This window comes from Rhizobium sp. S163, assembly GCF_030380805.1.
Lineage (GTDB): Bacteria > Pseudomonadota > Alphaproteobacteria > Rhizobiales > Rhizobiaceae > Rhizobium.
The window spans coordinates 62117-81243 of the sequence record NZ_JAUDSA010000005.1 but is presented as its reverse complement, the minus strand read 5'-3'; the positions used below and the strand labels follow the sequence as shown (position 1 = coordinate 81243).

General features: G+C 61.1%; 17 protein-coding genes. All 17 read right to left on the bottom strand.

What is annotated here, in order from left to right; genetic code table 11:
* Positions 1-4: 4 nt before the first annotated feature.
* The 17 genes from QTL96_RS07245 to nuoF all read right to left on the bottom strand — a co-directional run bounded on the left by QTL96_RS07245 (position 5) and on the right by nuoF (position 19118).
* Complete coding sequence (locus QTL96_RS07245) at positions 5-688, bottom strand: ABC transporter ATP-binding protein (protein WP_111561297.1); 684 nt, start codon at positions 686-688, stop codon at positions 5-7.
* Positions 689-702: 14 nt separating this feature from the next.
* The gene (locus QTL96_RS07240; RefSeq protein WP_111561296.1) at positions 703-2010 is read right to left on the bottom strand and encodes a lipoprotein-releasing ABC transporter permease subunit; all 1308 of its coding nucleotides are present in this window, start codon (positions 2008-2010) and stop codon (positions 703-705) included.
* A gap of 19 nt (positions 2011-2029) precedes the next feature.
* A complete protein-coding gene (gene proS / locus QTL96_RS07235; protein ID WP_289727230.1) occupies positions 2030-3352 on the bottom strand; it encodes a proline--tRNA ligase in 1323 nt (440 codons plus the stop codon).
* Between the two features lie 586 nt (positions 3353-3938).
* Entirely contained in the window at positions 3939-4220 is a 282-nt protein-coding gene (locus QTL96_RS07230; protein ID WP_018900195.1) for a DUF1467 family protein, read from the bottom strand.
* Between the two features lie 124 nt (positions 4221-4344).
* Positions 4345-4749, bottom strand: coding sequence for a methylmalonyl-CoA epimerase (gene mce, locus QTL96_RS07225; protein ID WP_289727229.1), 405 nt, complete (start codon positions 4747-4749; stop codon positions 4345-4347).
* Positions 4750-4753: 4 nt separating this feature from the next.
* Entirely contained in the window at positions 4754-6424 is a 1671-nt protein-coding gene (locus QTL96_RS07220) for a ribonuclease J (RefSeq protein WP_289727228.1), read from the bottom strand.
* A 17-nt stretch (positions 6425-6441) separates the two neighbouring features.
* Complete coding sequence (locus tag QTL96_RS07215) at positions 6442-7206, bottom strand: biotin--[acetyl-CoA-carboxylase] ligase (protein ID WP_112941540.1); 765 nt, start codon at positions 7204-7206, stop codon at positions 6442-6444.
* Positions 7206-8651 (bottom strand): NADH-quinone oxidoreductase subunit NuoN, encoded by a 1446-nt coding sequence (gene nuoN, locus QTL96_RS07210; protein WP_018900199.1) that lies wholly within the window; start codon positions 8649-8651, stop codon positions 7206-7208. Before nuoN ends, QTL96_RS07215 begins: the two co-directional genes overlap by 1 nt.
* Positions 8652-8669: 18 nt before the next feature.
* The gene (locus tag QTL96_RS07205) at positions 8670-10181 is read right to left on the bottom strand and encodes an NADH-quinone oxidoreductase subunit M (RefSeq protein WP_047509994.1); all 1512 of its coding nucleotides are present in this window, start codon (positions 10179-10181) and stop codon (positions 8670-8672) included.
* Positions 10181-12175, bottom strand: a complete 1995-nt coding sequence (gene nuoL / locus QTL96_RS07200) for an NADH-quinone oxidoreductase subunit L (protein ID WP_047509993.1) — start codon at positions 12173-12175, stop codon at positions 10181-10183. The genes QTL96_RS07205 and nuoL overlap by 1 nt, the downstream gene beginning before the upstream one ends.
* Before the next feature lie 7 nt (positions 12176-12182).
* Positions 12183-12491 carry an NADH-quinone oxidoreductase subunit NuoK gene (gene nuoK / locus QTL96_RS07195; RefSeq protein WP_018900202.1) on the bottom strand — a complete coding sequence of 103 codons (309 nt, stop codon included), beginning with the start codon at positions 12489-12491 and terminating at the stop codon, positions 12183-12185.
* Positions 12492-12520: 29 nt separating this feature from the next.
* Complete coding sequence (locus QTL96_RS07190; protein WP_018900203.1) at positions 12521-13135, bottom strand: NADH-quinone oxidoreductase subunit J; 615 nt, start codon at positions 13133-13135, stop codon at positions 12521-12523.
* 136 nt (positions 13136-13271) lie between these two features.
* A complete protein-coding gene (gene nuoI, locus QTL96_RS07185) occupies positions 13272-13763 on the bottom strand; it encodes an NADH-quinone oxidoreductase subunit NuoI (protein WP_018900204.1) in 492 nt (163 codons plus the stop codon).
* Between the two features lie 40 nt (positions 13764-13803).
* The gene (nuoH, locus tag QTL96_RS07180) at positions 13804-14847 is read right to left on the bottom strand and encodes an NADH-quinone oxidoreductase subunit NuoH (RefSeq protein ID WP_018900205.1); all 1044 of its coding nucleotides are present in this window, start codon (positions 14845-14847) and stop codon (positions 13804-13806) included.
* Between the two features lie 12 nt (positions 14848-14859).
* A complete protein-coding gene (nuoG, locus tag QTL96_RS07175; RefSeq protein WP_289727227.1) occupies positions 14860-16941 on the bottom strand; it encodes an NADH-quinone oxidoreductase subunit NuoG in 2082 nt (693 codons plus the stop codon).
* Between the two features lie 226 nt (positions 16942-17167).
* Entirely contained in the window at positions 17168-17809 is a 642-nt protein-coding gene (locus QTL96_RS07170) for a 5' DNA nuclease (RefSeq protein WP_289727226.1), read from the bottom strand.
* A 4-nt stretch (positions 17810-17813) separates the two neighbouring features.
* Positions 17814-19118: an NADH-quinone oxidoreductase subunit NuoF gene (gene nuoF / locus QTL96_RS07165; protein WP_018900208.1), complete on the bottom strand. Its 1305-nt coding sequence runs from the start codon at positions 19116-19118 to the stop codon at positions 17814-17816.
* Positions 19119-19127: the final 9 nt, after the last annotated feature.

Below are 19127 nucleotides of genomic sequence, written 5' to 3'. Positions count from 1 at the left end.
AATCTCAGAAATCCACGACCTTGCCATCGGCGATGGTGACGCGGCGGTCCATGCGGGCCGCGAGCTCGTGGTTGTGGGTGGCGATCAGGGCCGCGAGGCCGGACTGGCGCACCAACGCTTCCAACGCTTCAAAGACGTAGCTCGCCGTCTCAGGGTCGAGATTGCCTGTTGGTTCGTCGGCGAGCAGAAGGCTCGGCGCGTTGGCGACGGCGCGGGCGATCGCCACGCGCTGCTGTTCACCGCCAGAGAGTTCCCCCGGACGATGGGCGCCCCGGTGGCCGATGCGCATGTAGTCGAGCAGCTGCCCTGCCCGCACCTTGGCTTCGTTGCGCGGCAGGCCGGCGATCATCTGCGGCATCATGATGTTTTCAAGCGCCGAGAATTCCGGAAGCAGGTGGTGGAACTGGTAGACGAAGCCGATCTCGCTGCGCCGGATCGCCGTGCGCTTATCGTCGGAGAGGCCATTGCAAGCATTGCCGCTGATGGTGACTTCGCCGCCATCGGGATGCTCGAGCAGGCCCGCCAAGTGCAGCAGGGTCGACTTGCCGGTGCCTGATGGAGCCACAAGCGCGACGATCTCGCCGCTGTTGATGGTCAGGTCAGCCTTCTTCAGGATCGAAAGCTGGGTCTCTCCCTGGCCATAGTGACGCTCGACGCCGGAAAGCTTGAGAACGGTATTCCGCTTCATGTAATCAGCATTCCTTATTCGTAGCGCAGGGCCTGCACGGGATCGAGCTTGGAAGCGCGCCATGCGGGGAAGATTGTCGCGAAGAAAGACAGCGTCAGCGCCATGACGACGACGGAGACCGTTTCGCCGACCTCCATCTTGGCCGGCAGCTGGCTGAGGAAATAGAGCTGCGGGTCGAACAGCACCGTGCCCGACAGCCAGGAGAAGAACGCGCGGATTTTCTCGATGTTGATGCAGACGATGACGCCGAGCAGCACGCCGGCAAAAGTGCCGACCAGGCCGATCGCGGCACCCGTCATGAAGAATATGCGCATGATGGCGCCGGAGCTCGCGCCCATGGTTCTGAGGATCGCGATATCGCTGCCCTTGTCCTTCACCAGCATGATGAGGCCGGAGATGATGTTCAGGGCGGCGACGAGAACGATCAGCGTCAGGATCATGAACATGACGTTGCGCTCGACCTGCAGGGCCGAGAAGAAGGTCTGGTTACGCTGGCGCCAGTCGGTAATCGCGATCTGACGGCCGGCGGCGGCCTCCACCTTGGGGCGCAGCTCGTCGATATTGTCGGGATTGTCGACATAGAGCTCGATCGACTGCACCAGCCCTTCGGCGTTGAAATAGAGCTGCGCTTCCTCGAGCGGCATATAGATGATCGTCGCGTCGTATTCCGACATGCCGATCTCGAAGATGCCCGAGACCTTGTAGGATTTGACGCGCGGATTGATGCCCATCGGCGTCACGTCACCTTCCGGTGATATGAGCGTAATGGTGTCGCCCGCCTGCAGGCCGAGCTGGTCTGCCATGCGCGAGCCGATGAGAACGCCCTGGCCAGCCGCAAAGCCGACGAGGTCACCGGACTTGATGTTGTCGGAGACGGTTTTCACCTTGCTCAGGTCTTCGGCGCGGATGCCGCGAACCAAAGCGCCGGTGCCAGCGCCGCCCGCGCCTGAGGCCAGCGTCTGGCCTTCGACGAGTGGCAGCGCCACCTTGATGCCGGGGACGGCGCCCAGGCGATCGGTCAGCGCCGGATAATCGGTAAAGGGCCCATCGACCGGCTGCACGATCATGTGGCCGTTGATGCCGAGGATGCGCGAGATCAGTTCGGTGCGGAAACCGTTCATCACGGCCATGACGATTATCAGCGTCGCGACGCCGAGCATGATGCCGATGAAGGAGAAGCCGGCGATCACCGAGATGAAGGCTTCCTTGCGGCGTGCGCGCAGATAGCGCCACGCCACAAGTCGCTCGAAAGCGGAAAATGGCCTGCTGGCCGCAGCCGAGCCGGATTTGGATCCCTGCTGGCTCACCGCTGCGTCTGCCATTTCGCCTCCCGCCTTCTTCTTAGCCCAAGAGCTTATTGATTGCCGCGTCGATGGTCATCGTTTCGCGGGCGCCAGTCTTGCGGTCCTTGACTTCCACTTCGCCGTTCGCGACCGCGCGCGGGCCGGCGATGATCTGTACGGGCACGCCGATCAGGTCCGCGGTTGCGAACTTGGTGCCGGCGCGATCGTCGGTATCGTCATAGAGAACATCGACGCCGGCCTTGGAGAGCTCCGCGTAGATCTTCTCGCAGGCTGCGTCGCAAGCGGCGTCGCCGGCCTTCATGTTGATCACGACGACATCGAAAGGCGCGACCGAGGCCGGCCAGATGATTCCGTTCTCGTCATGCGATGCTTCGATGATGGCGGGAACAAGGCGTGTCGGGCCGATACCGTAAGAACCCATGTGGACGGCGTGTTCCTTGCCATCAGGTCCCTGCACCTTCGCGCCCATCGGCTCGGAATATTTCGTGCCGAAGTAGAAGATATGGCCGACTTCAATTCCGCGTGCGGACAGGCGATCGCTCTCGGGGATGGCGTCGAAGGCGGCTTCGTCATGCATCTCGGAGGTGGCGGCGTAGACCGAGGTCCACTTCTTGAAGATCGTGTCCAGGCCGGCGACGTCGTCGAAGTTGGTGTCGACCGAGGGGATATCGAAATTCACGAAATCCTTGTGGCTGTAGACTTCCGATTCACCGGTGTCGGCGAGGATGATGAACTCGTGGCTGAGATCGCCGCCGATCGGGCCGGTGTCGGCGCGCATGGGAATGGCGCGCAGGCCGAGACGATCGAAGGTGCGCAGGTAAGCCGCGAACATCTTCTTGTAGGAATGCTCGGCGCCTTCGCGGGTCATGTCGAAGGAATAGGCGTCCTTCATCATGAATTCGCGCGAGCGCATGGTGCCGAAACGCGGACGGATTTCGTCGCGGAACTTCAGCTGGATGTGATAGAGGTTCAGCGGCAAGTCCTTGTAAGACTTGACCGAAGACCGGAAAATATCGGTGACCATCTCTTCGTTGGTCGGGCCATAAAGCATCGGACGGTCCTGACGGTCCTTGATGCGCAGCATCTCCTTGCCGTAGGCGTCGTAGCGGCCGCTTTCCTGCCAGAGCTCGGCCGACTGCAGGGTCGGCATCGACAGCTCGATGGCGCCGGAGCGGTTCTGCTCCTCGCGAATGATATTGTTGACCTTGTCGAGCACGCGCTTGCCCAGCGGCAGCCAGGAGTAGATCCCCTGCGACTGCTGCCGGATCATGCCGGCGCGCAGCATCAACCGGTGGGAGACGATTTCTGCCTCCTTGGGGTTTTCCTTGAGGATGGGCATGAAGTAGCGAGACAGACGCATGGCGAATTCCAGAGCTGTTGAGACGCCGCCAAATAGCGGAATCGAAGGCAATCACAATGTTGGCAGCGTTCATAACCGCTTCGCGGCAGGAAGGAAACCCGCGAGGGATTTCCACAGGCTTCTCTTAGAGCAAGTTGGAGCCCGCAAACCGAAGAAACCAAGAAAGCGGCGAAATTATAATGACTTGCGCGAAACTCTTATCAACAGAAAAAATTTACTCGAGTGTAGCAAAAATGCAAAAAAATCTGATGACAAAGCACAATCTTTGAGCTAGCTTTAGCCCACAAAACAGGCAGGGAGTTCAAATCCCTACCATTTTCGCGGTCAAGTCTTGGGAGGATCAGATCTTAGGCGCGCTTGTCGCAGCCCCGGTAACGGTTAAGGATCACGCGATACTTAAAACAAGGCTTTTAGCCTTGTTTTTTTTTGGCTTTTCGACACCGCGTCCCTAGCTCGAAACGCCCATCTTCCGCAACGTAAGCTGCCCATTCCGTTACGGCACCTCCATGCCGCAACTTGATGACACGCGTATGACGCCCCTTCTTTCGCATCTGCTCAATTGCTGAGCAAACGCCCTTAAGCGCTCTCAAACATTCGAAAATGATGGACCGATCTGCGGGAGGGCGTCGAAGCCCCAGCCGAAATAGGTCGAAGAGACATACCAGAGGGTGTAGATGACGGCGGAGACCAGCGTCGTCAGCGAGAAGGTGAAGAGCGGCCGAAACCGCGTTGGCGCGCTGTGCACGGTGCCGAGCACGATATCGTCGTCCTCCGCCTGCGTCCGCAAGCCGATCGGCAAGACGGCAAAGAGCGTCATCCACCAGACGATGAAGTAGACGGCAAAGCCCTGTAGAAATGTTTGCAGCATAAGATCTCCCACCCAAGCAGCCGCGTCGGGCCACCGCCCTTATAAGACGGAACAGCGACGATACAAAGCAGTGTTGAGAGGCTTATACCCACGCAGCGGCGTTTGGGTCACTCTGCCGCAGTCATCAGACCTGCTCGAGCTCGATCAGCGTGCCGAAGAAATCCTTGGGATGCAGGAAGAGCACGGGCTTGCCGTGGGCGCCGATCTTCGGTTCGCCATTGCCAAGCACCCTCGCCCCGGAGCTAAGCATCTGGTCGCGGACCGCGATGATATCGCTCACCTCATAACAGATGTGATGCATGCCGCCGGACGGGTTCTTCTCCAGGAAGGCCGCTATCGGGGATTGGGGGCCGAGCGGCTCAAGCAGCTCGACCTTGGTGTTCGGCAATTCCACGAAGACGACGGTGACGCCGTGCTCCGGCAATGCCTCGGCCGCCGACACCGTGGCGCCCAGCATGTCTCGATAGGCGGCCGTGGCGGCTGCGAGATCGGGAACGGCTATGGCGACATGGTTGACGCGGCCGAGCATCGGATCAGACCTTGGTGACGAAGACGGTGACCAGCGGCTTCTTGCCCCAGATCTGGTTGGCTGTCGAGCGAACCGCGCGACGCATCGATTCCTGCAGCAGGTCCAGATCCTTGCGACGTGCGCGCGGAATGCTCTCGAAGGCGCTCAGCGCGGCGTCATAGAGCGTGTCTTCGAACTCGTCGCCTTCATCGTCGTAGACAGGCAGCCCGATCGACACCATGTCGGGTTCGCCGATGATGTCGAAGCGGGCGTCGATCACGACGTTCAGCGCGACATGGCCGACATAGGAGAGTTTCTTACGGTCGCCGATGCCCATTTCGTCGAAATCGCCGATCAGCGTGCCGTCCTTGAAGATGCGGCCATGGGGGGCTTCGTCGATCACTTCCACCGTACCGGGCGCCAGGCGCAGGACATCACCGTTGCGCACGCGCGGAACGGTGGAGATGCCGGATTGCTCCGCGAGCTCCTTGTGGGCGGTCAAATGCGTGGCTTCGCCGTGCACGGGAACGACGACCGTCGGCCGTGTCAGTTCGTACATCTTCTGCAGTTCGTTGCGGCGCGGGTGGCCGGAGACGTGAACCAGCGCTTCGCTATCGGTGATGATGTGAACGCCCTGCTCGACGAGGCCGTTCTTGATGTCCTGAATGGCTTTCTCGTTGCCCGGGATGGCGCGCGAGGAAAAGACAACCGTATCGCCCGCCGCAAGCGCCACGTTGCGCATCTCGTCACGCGAGAGCTTGGCAAGGGCTGCGCGCGGCTCGCCCTGACTGCCGGTGAGGATGACGACGACGTTTTCGCGCGGAATATAACCGTATTCCTCTTCGGCGATGAACGGCTTGATGCCATCGAGCAGGCCGAGGTCACGGGAGACGTTGACGACGCGCTTCAGCGAGCTGCCAAGCAACAGGACTTCGCGTCCGGCGGCCTCGGCGGCTTCAGCCACGGTGCGGATACGGCCGACGTTCGAGGAGAAGGTGGTGATCGCGACGCGACCTTCGGCGTTCTCGATGATCTTGCGCAGGCTTTCCGAAACGTCCTTTTCGGACGGCGAGACGCCGTCGCGGAGCGCATTGGTCGAATCGCACATCAGGGCAAGCACGCCTTCATCGCCAAGCTGGCGGAAGCGCGCCTCATCGGTCAGCGGGCCTAGCGAAGGCTCGTGGTCGATCTTCCAGTCACCTGTGTGGATAACGTTGCCCAAGGGCGTGCGGATCATCAGCGACATCGGCTCGGGGATCGAGTGGTTGACGGCCACGCCCTCGACGCTGAAGGGGCCGACATTGACCACTGTCCCTGCCGTGAACGGCGTGATCGGGATTTCGACCATCGTCGACTTTTCGTAGTTGCGCTTGGCTTCCAGAAGCCCGGCCGTGAAGCCTGACGCGTAGACAGGAACATTGAGGCCCGGCCACAGATCGGCCAGCGCGCCGTAGTGATCCTCATGCGCGTGGGTGATGAAGATCGCCTTCAGGTTCTTGCGTTCCTTGGCGAGGAAGCGAATGTCGGGCAGAACCAGATCAACGCCCGGCAGATCGGGACCCGGGAAGGTCACGCCGCAGTCGACCATGATCCACTGGCGATGCGCGGACGGGCCATAGCCGTAAAGGGCGAGATTCATCCCGATCTCGCCAACGCCGCCCAAAGGCAGAAATACCAGTTCGTCCTGCTTCGCCATACTGCTTGTTTTTCCAATCATCCAAAGAAGACGTCGCCGGCGGCGATCGTCATCATCCTGCCTGCCCCCGTATCGAGCAGCAACAGGCCATTATCATCAATTCCGCTGAAGTGGCCGGAAATCGAACGGTCCGGCAGATTCACGGTTATCTTTTCGCCAATACCGCAGGCGACATCGCGCCAACGGGCGGTGATATCGCGAATACCGCGGCCGCGGTCCCACGCTGATAGCACATCGGCCATGGATGCGAACAGATGCGCGAAGAGTTCCTGTGGAGAGGCGGAACTTCCCTGCTCCCGTAGGCAGGTCACGGGATAGAGCGGATTGTCGGGCATGAAGGCGACGTTGATGCCGATGCCGATGACAAGGGCGTAGCGGCCATCGGCCAGGGCCTCGCCTTCCATCAGGATACCGCATGTCTTCTTGCGGCCGATCAGGATGTCGTTCGGCCACTTGACCTCAAGCGGCTCCGCGCTCGGCGGCAGAACCATCCGCACCGCCTCGTGCACGGCCACCGCGATCGCCAGCGGCAGAGACGAGATGCGCTCCATGGGCGCCGGGTCGATCAAGAGAAGAGAGGCATAGAGATTGCCGGGTTCAGACACCCAGGGACGACCACGGCGGCCGCGGCCGCCGGTCTGTCTTTCCGCGGTCACCCAGAGGCGACCAGCATCCCCTGCCCTGGCACGGGCAAGGCATTCGCTATTGGTGGACAATGTCTCCGACAGAGCCTCGTGCCTGAAGTCATCGAGCGACTTCAGGCGCCGTGGGTCGAAGCTCATCAGAACAGCGTCGCGGCTGCGAGTTCAGCCGCACCGCCGATCGGACCGCCGATGAGGACATAGGCGAGAACGAACAGGCCGGAGACGCCGAAGACGAGGCGCAGCGAGCCGGAGACGCGGGCGAATTCGCCGGTGGCTTCATCGAACCACATCAGCTTGATGACGCGCAGATAGTAGTAGGCGCCGACAACCGATGCGAGGACGCCGATGATGGCAAGCGCGTAGAGCTTGGCTTCGATGGCGGCGACGAAGACGAAGTACTTCCCGAAGAAGCCTGCCAGCGGGGGAATACCAGCCAGCGAGAACATCAGGATGGTGAGGACCGTCGCCATCATCGGATTGGTGGTCGACAGGCCTGCGAGATCAGCCACGTTTTCGACAACGGTGCCATCCTTGCGACGCATCGACATGATGATCGCGAAGGAGCCCAGCGTCATGACCATATAGATCAGCATGTAGAGCATGACGCCCGACACGCCCGTCTGCGAGCCGGCAGCAAGACCGACCAGCGCGTAGCCCATGTGACCGATCGACGAGTAAGCCATCAGTCGCTTGATGTTCTTCTGGCCGATCGCGGCGAACGAGCCAAGCAGCATCGAGGCGATCGAGATGAAGACGACGACCTGCTGCCAGTCCGCCATGACGGGCTGGAAGGCGGTGATGACGATACGCGTCATCATGGCCATGGCCGCGATCTTCGGCGCGCTTGCCAGGAAGGCCGTCACCGGTGTCGGCGCACCTTCGTAAACGTCAGGCGTCCACATGTGGAACGGAACGGCCGAGATCTTGAAGGCGATACCGGCGAGGATGAAGACCAGACCGAAGATCAGGCCGAGCGAGCGCGCACCATCCACCGTCAGCGCTTGGGCGATATCGGCGAAGTGGGTGTGGCCGGTGAAGCCATAGACCAGCGACATGCCGTAGAGCAGCATGCCGGAGGAGAGAGCGCCGAGCACGAAGTACTTGAGGCCCGCTTCCGTCGACTTGACACTGTCGCGGTTGATCGCGGCGATGACGTAGATCGCAAGCGACTGCAGCTCGAGGCCGAGGTAGAGCGAGATCAGGTCGTTGGCCGAAATCATCAGCAGGATGCCGAGCGTGCAGAGCACGATCAGAACCGGGAACTCGAACTTGTCGAGCTGGTTTTCCTTGGCCAAGCCGAGCGACATGAACAGCGCCACGATGGAGCCGACCAGAGCCGTCACCTTCATGAAGCGGCCGAAGCCATCAGCCAGGAAGACGCCGCCATAGGCAAGGCCCTCGCTCGGAGCGAAGACCAGCCAGAGGGCCGCGACCGCCAGAAGGATGATCGCGAGAACGCTGACCATGCGGCCGGAGCGCTCTCCCGAGAATACGCCGATCATCAGCAGGACCAGAGAGCCGATCGCGAGGATCAGTTCCGGTATCGAAAGATGCAGGCTTGCGAGTAGTGTTTCAGAGGTCATATCACAAAAGTCCCGTCATCATTTCATCGACAGCGCGACGTCATGCGCTGCCTGGACTGCGGCCGAATAGCTGTTGATCAGATGGTCGACGGAGGCAGCGGTCACATCGAAGACCGGAGCCGGATAGACGCCGAAGAAGATCGTCAGAGCAATCAGCGGGTAGAGGATCAGCTGCTCGCGCGGCGACAGGTCGAGGAGAGCCTTGAGCTTTTCCTTGTCCAGCGTGCCGAAGATCACCCGGCGATAGAGCCAGAGCGCGTAAGCGGCCGAGAGGATGACGCCGGTGGCGGCAAAGAGCGCGACCCAGCTGTTGACCCGGAAGACACCGATCAGCGTCAGGAATTCGCCGATGAAGCCCGAGGTTCCGGGAAGACCGACGTTCGCCATGGTGAAGACCATCATCGCAACAGCATATTTCGGCATGTTGTTGACGAGGCCGCCATAGGCCGCGATCTCGCGGGTGTGGGTGCGGTCATAGATCACGCCGACGCAGAGGAAGAGCGCGCCCGAGACGATACCGTGCGACAGCATCTGGAAGATCGATCCCTGCAGACCCTGCGCGTTGGCCGCGAAGATACCCATCGTCACGTAGCCCATGTGGGCAACCGAGGAGTAGGCGATCAGCTTCTTGATGTCTTCCTGCATCAGCGCCACCAGCGAGGTGTAGATGATGGCGATGACGGACATGGCAAAGACCATGGGCGCGAAGAAATCTGACGCAACAGGGAACATGCCGAGCGAGAAGCGGATGAGGCCGTAGCCACCGAGCTTCAGGAGGACGCCAGCCAGGATGACGGAACCAGCCGTCGGCGCCTGAACGTGGGCGTCGGGAAGCCAGGTGTGGACCGGCCACATCGGCATCTTCACCGCGAAGGAGGCGAAGAAGGCCAGCCATAGCCAGGTCTGCATGTGCGGCGGGAACTTGTAGGCGAGCAGCGCCGAGATATCGGTCGTGCCGGCCTGCCAGTACATGGCCATGATGGCGAGCAGCATCAGCACGGAGCCGAGCAGCGTGTAGAGGAAGAACTTGTAGCTGGCGTAAACGCGATCCTTGCCACCCCAGACGCCGATGATCAGGAACATCGGGATCAGGCCGGCTTCGAAGAACACGTAGAAGAGAACGATATCGAGCGACACGAAGACGCCGACCATCATCACTTCCAGCATCAGGAAGGCGATCATGTATTCCTTCAGGCGCTTCTCCACCGAGAACCAGCTGGCGAGCACGCAGAAGGGCATGAGGAAGGTCGAGAGGATGACGAACAGCATGGAGATGCCGTCGACACCGAGATGGTAGCTGATGCCCGTGCCGAGCCAGCCGTGCTTCTCGATCATCTGGAAGCCCGGGTTCGCATTGTCGAAACCGATCCAGATGAAGAGCGACAGGATGAAAGTCACAACCGTCGTCAACAGGGCAATGTTGAGGACGTTGCGGCGGCCGTTCGGGCCGTTCTCATTCATCAAAAGCAGGAGCACCACGCCGACGAACGGCAGGAAGGTGACCGTGGAAAGAATAGGCCAATCGGTCATCAGAGGGCACTCCCGAGCATCATCCAGGTAACGAGCGCTGCAACGCCGATCAGCATGGCGAACGCGTAGTGATAGAGGTAACCGCTCTGCAGGCGCACGACGCGGTTGGTGACATCGACGACGCGGGCGGCAATGCCGTTCGGGCCGTAGGTGTCGATGACGCCGACGTCACCCTTCTTCCACAGGAACCGGCCAAGGGCCTTTGCCGAACGGACGAAGAGGAAGTCGTAGAGCTCATCGAAGTACCACTTGTTCAAGAGGAACTGGTAGAGCACCCGATGCTGGCGTGCGAGCACGGCAGGCGTCGACGGCGACTTGATGTACATGTACCAGGCGGTAACGAAACCGATCACCATGGCGATGAAGGGGCTGAGGGCTACGAGCGCCGGAACGTGGTGGAACTCGTGGACCAGCTCGTTGTGCTCCGAGGTGAAGAGCGCGCCCTTCCAGAACTCGGCATATTCCTCGCCGTAGAAGTGCCCTTCGAAGAACCAACCCGCGAAGACCGCGCCGATCGCCAGCAGATAGAGCGGGATCAGCATGACCTGCGGCGATTCGTGCACGTGGTGCATGACCTCGTGCGAAGCGCGCGGCTTGTTGAAGAAGGTGAGGAACATCAGGCGCCAGGAATAGAAGCTCGTGAACAGAGCCGCGATAACCAGCATGGCGAAGGCGAAGCCAGCGACCGGCGAATGCGATGCATAGGTCGCCTCGATGATCACGTCCTTCGAGAAGAAGCCGGCGAAGCCGAACGGCGTGAACGGGATGCCGACGCCGGTGATGGCGAGCGTGCCGATCAGCATCATCAGGAACGTGACCTTGATGTGCGGACGCAGGCCACCCATGTTTCTCATGTCCTGCTCACCATCGACGGCATGGATGACCGAGCCGGCGCAAAGGAAGAGCAGAGCCTTGAAGAAAGCGTGCGTGAACAGGTGGAAGATGGCCGCGCCATAGGCGCCGACACCGAGAGCGACGAACATGTAGCCGAGCTGCGAGCAGGTCGAGTAGGCGATGACGCGCTTGATGTCGTTCTGCACGAGGCCGACGGTGGCCGCGAAGAAGGCGGTGATCGCACCGATGATGGTGACGACGGTCAGCGCATCCGGAGACAGTTCGAACAGCGGCGACATGCGGGCAACGAGGAACACGCCGGCGGTAACCATGGTCGCGGCATGAATGAGCGCCGACACAGGCGTCGGGCCTTCCATGGCATCAGGCAGCCAGGTGTGCAGCAGGAACTGCGCCGACTTACCCATCGCGCCCATGAAGAGCAGCAGGCAGGCGCCGGTCAGCGCGTGTGCCTTGTCGAGGTGCATGCCGAAGAGGTTCAGAACCACTTCGCCGCCCTCGCCGCCTTCATGCGCGAAGCTCGCGGCATTGGCGAAGATGGTGTCGAAGTTGATGGCACCGAAGAGAACGAAAACGCTCGAGATGCCAAGGATGAAGCCGAAGTCGCCAACGCGGTTGACGATGAAGGCCTTCATGGCGGCGGCGTTTGCCGACGGCTTCTTGAACCAGAAGCCGATCAGCAGGTAGGACGCCAGACCCACGCCTTCCCAGCCGAAGAACATCTGGGCAAGGTTGTCCGACGTGATCAGCATCAACATCGCGAAGGTGAAGAGCGACAGGTAGGCGAAGAAGCGCGGGCGATGCGGGTCATGATGCATGTACCCGATCGAATAGAGATGGACGAGCGTCGAAACCGAGTTGACGACGATCAGCATAACCGAGGTCAGCGTGTCGATGCGCAGCGACCAGGAGACGTCGATGCCGCCGGACTGGATCCAGCGCAGGACTTCGACCTTGATCGGGCCGCCTTCGACATGGCCCATGCCGACGGTGATGAAGACGTACCACGACAGGACCGCCGCGATGATCATCAGACCCGTAGTGACGAATTCCGACGCCTTGGCGCCGATCGCGCGGCCGAAAAGGCCGGCGATGATCGCGCCGATCAGGGGAAGAAAGACGATAGCCTTATATAAAAACATAGCCTTATCAGCCCTTCATCATATTGACGTCTTCCACGGCGATGGAGCCGCGGTTGCGGTAGAAGACGACGAGAATTGCGAGACCGATGGCCGCTTCAGCAGCAGCGACAGTCAGAATGAACAATGCAAAGACCTGGCCGACGATGTCGTTCAGGAACGACGAGAAGGCGACCATGTTGATGTTGACGGCGAGCAGAATGAGCTCGATCGACATCAGGATGACGATGATGTTCTTCCGGTTAAGGAAGATGCCGAAGACGCCGAGCGTGAAGAGGATGGCGCTGACCGTCAGGTAATGGGAAAGTCCGATGACCATTGTGTTGTTTCCTTAAGCTCGCGCCTGCCTCAAAGCCCCTGCCCCGGCTTCACCGAGATCACCTCGACGGCGGTCTTCGGGTTGCGGGCAACCTGGTTTGCGATGTTCTGACGCTTGACCGTCGTGCGATGCTTGAGCGTGAGCACGATTGCCCCGATCATCGCGACCAGCAGGACGAGAGCGGCGATTTCGAAGAAATAGACGTAATTCGTGTAGAGCACGTCGCCGAGGGCGGCGGTGTTGGTGCGCTCGGTGATCGCGGGGATCGGCATGGCGACCGTCTTGGCGATCTCCGGCGAGATCACGCTGCCGCCGACCACGACGATCAGCTCGGCCGCGAGGATCACCCCGATCAGGGCGCCGATCGGCGCGTATTCGAGAACGCCCGCGCGCAGCTCCGTGAAGTCGATGTCGAGCATCATGACCACGAAGAGGAAGAGAACCGCCACGGCGCCGACATAAACGACGAGCAGGATCATCGCGAGGAATTCAGCCCCGAGCAGCAGGAAGAGACCGGCCGCGTTGAAGAAAACCAGGATCAGGAACAGAACCGAGTGAACCGGGTTCTTCGACCAGATGACCATGAACGCCGACGCTATCGCGATAAAGGCGAAAATATAGAAAAATAGAGCCTGCAGACCCATGTTCGTGCCTTCTTCATCTTCCCACGGGCTGCCGGGTACTCCCCCCGCCCGATGAAGCTTCGCATTGGTTGCCGCGAAGCTCTGGTGCATGTTGACTGGGCGACGCTTCAAGCACCGCCCGGCATTTCAATTTCAATCAACGGTACGGAGCGTCGAGAGCGAGGTTGCGAGCGATTTCACGCTCCCAACGGTCGCCGTTCTCGAGGAGCTTCTGCTTGTCGAAGTAGAGCTCTTCGCGCGTTTCCGTCGCAAATTCGAAATTCGGGCCCTCGACGATCGCATCGACCGGGCAAGCCTCCTGGCAGAAGCCGCAATAGATGCACTTCACCATGTCGATATCGTAACGCACCGTGCGGCGGGTGCCATCGTTGCGGCGTGGGCCGGCTTCGATGGTGATCGCCTGAGCAGGACAGATAGCCTCACACAGCTTGCAGGCGATGCAACGCTCTTCGCCGTTGGGATAACGACGCAGGGCATGTTCGCCACGGAAGCGCGGGCTGACCGGTCCCTTTTCGAACGGATAGTTCACCGTTGCCTTCTGCTTGAAAATGTAACGGAACGTCAGCCAGAAAGCGCTGATGAATTCCTTCAGGAACAACGAGCTGACAGCGTTGGACAAGCCTGCCATCTTCAACCTCCAATATTGCTGGAAACCAGGGCCGGCATGATCATGCCCCTGCCGTCAGCTTCAGCACGAATGCAACAATAATGACCATGGCGAGCGACAGCGGAAGGAAGACCTTCCAGCCGAGGCGCATCAGCTGGTCGTAGCGGTAGCGCGGCACGAATGCCTTGACCATCGCGAACATGAAGAACACCAGGCACGACTTCAGCATGAACCAGATGATGCCGGGAACCCAGTTGAGGAACCAGACGTCGACCGGCGGCAGCCAGCCTCCGAGGAACAGGATCGTCGTCAGCGAGCACATCAGAACGATGGCCGCGTATTCGCCGAGCATGAACATCATGTAGAGGGCGGAACCATACTCGACCATGAAGCCGGCGACGAGTTCGGATTCAGCTTCCGGAAGGTCGAAGGGCGGACGGTTGGTTTCAGCCAGTGCCGAAATGAAGAAGATGATGAACATCGGGAACAGGGCGAGCCAATGCCAGTCCAGGAAGGACGACGGCATGCCGAGACGTGTACCGATGCCGCTCTGCTGCGCGTGAACAATGTCCGTGAGGTTCAGCGAACCCACGCAAAGCAGGACGGTGACGATGACGAAGCCGATCGAGACTTCGTAGGACACCATCTGTGCCGCCGAGCGGAGCGCGCCGAGGAACGGATACTTCGAGTTCGAAGCCCAGCCGCCCATAATGACGCCATACACTTCAAGCGACGAGATCGCGAAGATGTAGAGGATGCCGACATTGATATTGGCGATAACCCAGCCATCAGCGAAGGGAACCACGGCCCAGGTCGACAGCGCCAGAAGCACGGTGACCAACGGGGCCAGAAGGAAGACCGCCTTGTCGGCGCCGGCCGGAATGATCGGCTCCTTGAAGACGAACTTCAAAAGGTCGGCGAAGGACTGGAAAAGGCCGAAAGGACCCACCACATTCGGTCCGCGACGCAGCTGTACGGCCGCCCAGATCTTGCGGTCGGCCAACAGGATGTAGGCGATGAAGACGAGCAAGCAGACGAGGACGAGAAGCGACTGACCGACCATGAGGAGGCCTGGCCAGACATATGTTGAAAGAAACGATTCCATAGTCCCCTGCCCTTACTCTGCCGCGACTTTGAAGTTGTTGCGGGCCAATGCCGAGCACTCAGCCATGACAGCCGATGCGCGCGCGATTGGGTTCGTCAAATAGAAGTCTTTTACCGGCGATGCGAAGCCGGCCTTGTTCATCTTGCCGGCTTTCTTGGCGACGGCAGCAATCTTGGCGCTGTCGCTTTCGGCGATCTCGTCGGCGGCCGCGAAGTGCGGGAACGCCTGGTAAAGCTTGGCGCGCAGCTGGCTCAGCGAGTCGAACGGCAGCTTCTTGCCGAGAACGTCGGAGAGCGCGCGGATGATTGCCCAGTCCTCGCGGGCATCGCCCGGCGCGAAGCCTGCGCGGTTGCCGATCTGAACGCGGCCCTCGGTGTTGACCCAGGTGCCCGACTTTTCCGTGTAAGCTGCGGCCGGCAGGATGACGTCGGCGTTCTGTGCGCCCTGGTCGCCATGCGAGCCGATGTAGACGGTGAACTTCGCCTTCTTGGCTTCGAAGTTCATTTCGTCGGCGCCGAGCAGGAAGAGAACGTCCATCGAGGTCAGCATGTCTGCGGCATTGACGCCTTTGGCGCCCGGTACGAAGCCGAGATCGAGACCGCCCACGCGGGCAGCAGCCGTGTGCAGAACGGCAAAGCCGTTCCAGCCGTCGACGACAGCGCCGACAGTGCCGGCGAGTTTGGCAGCGCTGGCGAGAACGCCTGCGCCATCAGCGCGCGAGAGAGCGCCCTGGCCGATGATGATCAGCGGCTTCTTGGCGTCGGTCAGAACCTTGGCGAAGCTGTGCGTGCCGTCGACCAGATCCTTCAGCGTGTCTGGGCCGGAGCCGAGATATTCGTAGTCGTACCGCAGTTCGCCGGCCTCGCCGATCACGCCGATCGGGAAGTTGCCACGGCGCCAGCGCTTGCGGATGCGGGCGTTAAGAACTGCGGCTTCGAAGCGCGGGTTAGCGCCGATGATGAGCAGAGCGTCGGCCTGTTCGATGCCTTCGATCGTCGGGTTGAAGAGGTAGCTTGCGCGGCCGAGCGACGGATCAAGTGCCGTCCCATCCTGGCGACAGTCGAGGTTCTCGGAACCGAGCGACTTTACCAGTTCAGACAGAGCGTACATCTCTTCGACGGAAGCGAGGTCGCCAGCGATCGCGCCGATCTTGTCGCCGGAGGTCGAGGCGACAGCCGACTTGATGGCTGCGAACGCGTCCGGCCAGCTTGCGACCTGCAGGCGGCCGTCCTTGCGAACGTAAGGCTTGTCGAGGCGCTGCGTCTTCAGGCCGTCCCAGATGAAGCGGCTCTTGTCGGAGATCCACTCTTCGTTGATCTGGTCGTTGACGCGCGGCATGACGCGCATGACTTCGCGGCCACGGGTGTCAACGCGGATCGCCGAGCCGAGCGCGTCCATGACGTCGATCGTTTCGGTCTTGTTCAGTTCCCACGGACGGGCCGTGAAGGCGAAGGGCTTGGAGGTCAGCGCGCCGACCGGGCAGAGGTCAACGACGTTGCCCTGCAGCTCGGAGGTCATCGCCTGCTCGAGATAGGTGGTGATCTCGGCGTCTTCGCCACGACCGATCAGGCCGAGCTCAGCAATGCCGGCGACCTCGGTGGTGAAGCGAACGCAGCGCGTGCAGTGAATGCAGCGGTTCATGACCGTCTTGACGAGCGGTCCAATGTACTTGTCCTCGACGGCGCGCTTGTCTTCCTGATAGCGCGAACCGGCGATACCGAAGGCCATGGCCTGGTCCTGCAGGTCGCATTCGCCACCCTGGTCGCAGATCGGGCAATCCAGCGGATGGTTGATCAGCAGGAATTCCATCACGCCTTCGCGGGCCTTCTTGACCATCGGCGTGTTGGTGAAGACCTCGGGCAATTCGCCGTTCGGGCCGCCGCGGATATCGCGCACGCCCATGGCGCAAGATGCCTGCGGCTTCGGCGGGCCACCCTTGACCTCGACGAGGCACATGCGGCAGTTGCCGGCAACCGAAAGGCGTTCGTGGAAGCAGAAGCGCGGAACTTCAGCACCGGCTTCCTCACACGCCTGAATGAGGGTGTAATGATCCGGGACCTCGATCTCGTTACCGTCAATCTTCAGTTTTGCCATCGTCACTCAGTCCTGTTTCCCGTTCACCGGAAGCCGGTAAACAAACCTATTCTGCAACGTTTCCACTGCCAGGCCGGATTTTTATCCCGCTGACACTGGTGTCGTCCAAATTTTCGTCTCCGCCCCCCGAGGCCCGGGAACCGGCCTACGACGTCGCGGCATTGGGACCCTCCCCGCGCCGCTCAGTCTTGTCTCTCCTCCGATCGCAATCCGCGACCGGACATCATCACGTCCGCTTCCGGCCCTTTGCCGTCAGCAGCTTGGCCTGCGCCACCCAGCCATCGCGGGCGATGCGTCCGTCGAAGCCAAGCTCCGCGTCCAGACGGGCCACGTCGGCATCCGACCAGCCAGCGATCTCGGCAAGCGTGCGAACAGCCTTGGCGTTCAGCACCTGCTCGAGCTTCGGGCCGACGCCGGAGATCTGCTTCAGATCATCGGCTTTCTTGCCACGCGCCGCCGGCTTAGCGGCTGCAGTCGTCTTCGCCTTCGCCACCGGCTCGGCCTTGTCGGCAACCGCGGCCAGCTTGACGCGGGCCGCCGTCTTCTTCGGTGCGGCCGGGCGAATGTTTTCCGGCTTCACGTCGATCTCGGGCTTCGGCTCTTCCGGCGGCGTCTCGTCGAGAACAGCCGCCAGCTTGTTCGATGCTTCCATCGCGCCCTGGAGAGCGCCGAAGAAGGCGCCGGCCATCTGCGTGGAGAAGCCGAAACCGATTGCGGTCGCGGCGGCCATGGCGGCTGCCGGATTGACCATCATCGGCGCGATCGGCAAGGCGCGGGCATTTTCCAGCATCTCGGCGGCAAGACGGCCGAAGTCAGCCGAGAAATCGGCGACCCCTTCCTTGTTCTTGCTGTCGGATGCGTTTGCCATCGTGTTACTCAGCAGCCTCGAGAACCGCGCCATGATCCATGGCGCTTGCCGTATACTGATCGATGCGCGCTTCGATCTCATGACGGAAGTTGCGGATCAGCCCCTGCACCGGCCATGCGGCAGCATCGCCAAGCGCACAGATGGTGTGGCCTTCGATCTGCTTGGTGACGGCGAAGAGCATGTCGATTTCGCGCTTCTGGGCGTTGCCCTTGGCCATGCGCTCCATGACGCGCCACATCCAGCCGGTGCCTTCGCGGCACGGCGTGCACTGGCCGCAGCTCTCGTGCTTGAAGAAGGCCGAGATACGAGCGATCGCCTTGATGACGTCGGTGGATTTGTCCATGACGATCGAGGCGGCCGTACCGAAGGACGAACCGACCGAGCGCAGCCCGTCGAAGTCCATCGGCACGTCGATCATGTCCTTTGCAGGAACGATCGGGCACGATGCACCGCCCGGAATGACCGCAAGCAGGTTGTCCCAGCCGCCACGGATACCGCCAGCGTGCTTGTCGACGAGCTCACGGAAGGTGATGCCCATTTCTTCTTCAACGGTGCACGGCTTGTTGACGTGACCGGAGAGCATGAACAGCTTGGTGCCGACGTTGTTCGGGCGGCCGAGTGCCGAGAACCAGCCGGCGCCGCGACGCAGGATGGTCGGAGCAACGGCGATCGACTCGACGTTGTTGACCGTGGTCGGGCAGCCGTAGAGACCCATGTTCGCCGGGAATGGCGGCTTCAGGCGCGGCTGGCCCTTCTTGCCTTCCAGGCTTTCGAGCAACGCGGTTTCTTCACCGCAGATGTAAGCGCCGGCGCCGTGGTGGACGAAGATGTCCATCGGGTAGCCAAGCTTGTTGTTCTTGCCGAGTAGACCGAAATCGTAGCACTCGTCGATCGCAGCCTGCAGCGCCTCGCGCTCGCGGATATATTCGCCGCGAACGTAGATGTAGGCGGTGTTGGCGCCCATGGCGAAGGAGGCGATGACGCAGCCTTCGATCAGCGTATGGGGATCGTGACGCATGATGTCACGGTCCTTGCAGGTGCCGGGCTCGGATTCGTCGGCGTTGACGACGAGGTAATGCGGGCGGCCGTCGTTTTCCTTCGGCATGAAGGACCACTTGAGGCCGGTCGGGAAGCCTGCGCCGCCACGACCGCGAAGACCGGAGGCCTTCATCTCGTTGATAATCCAGTCGCGACCCTTTTCGAGGATCTGCTTGGTGCCGTCCCAGTGGCCGCGGCTCATCGCGCCCTTCAGGGACTTGTCCTTGAGGCCGTAGATATTGGTAAAGATGCGATCTTTATCTTGTAACATGCTTCACCT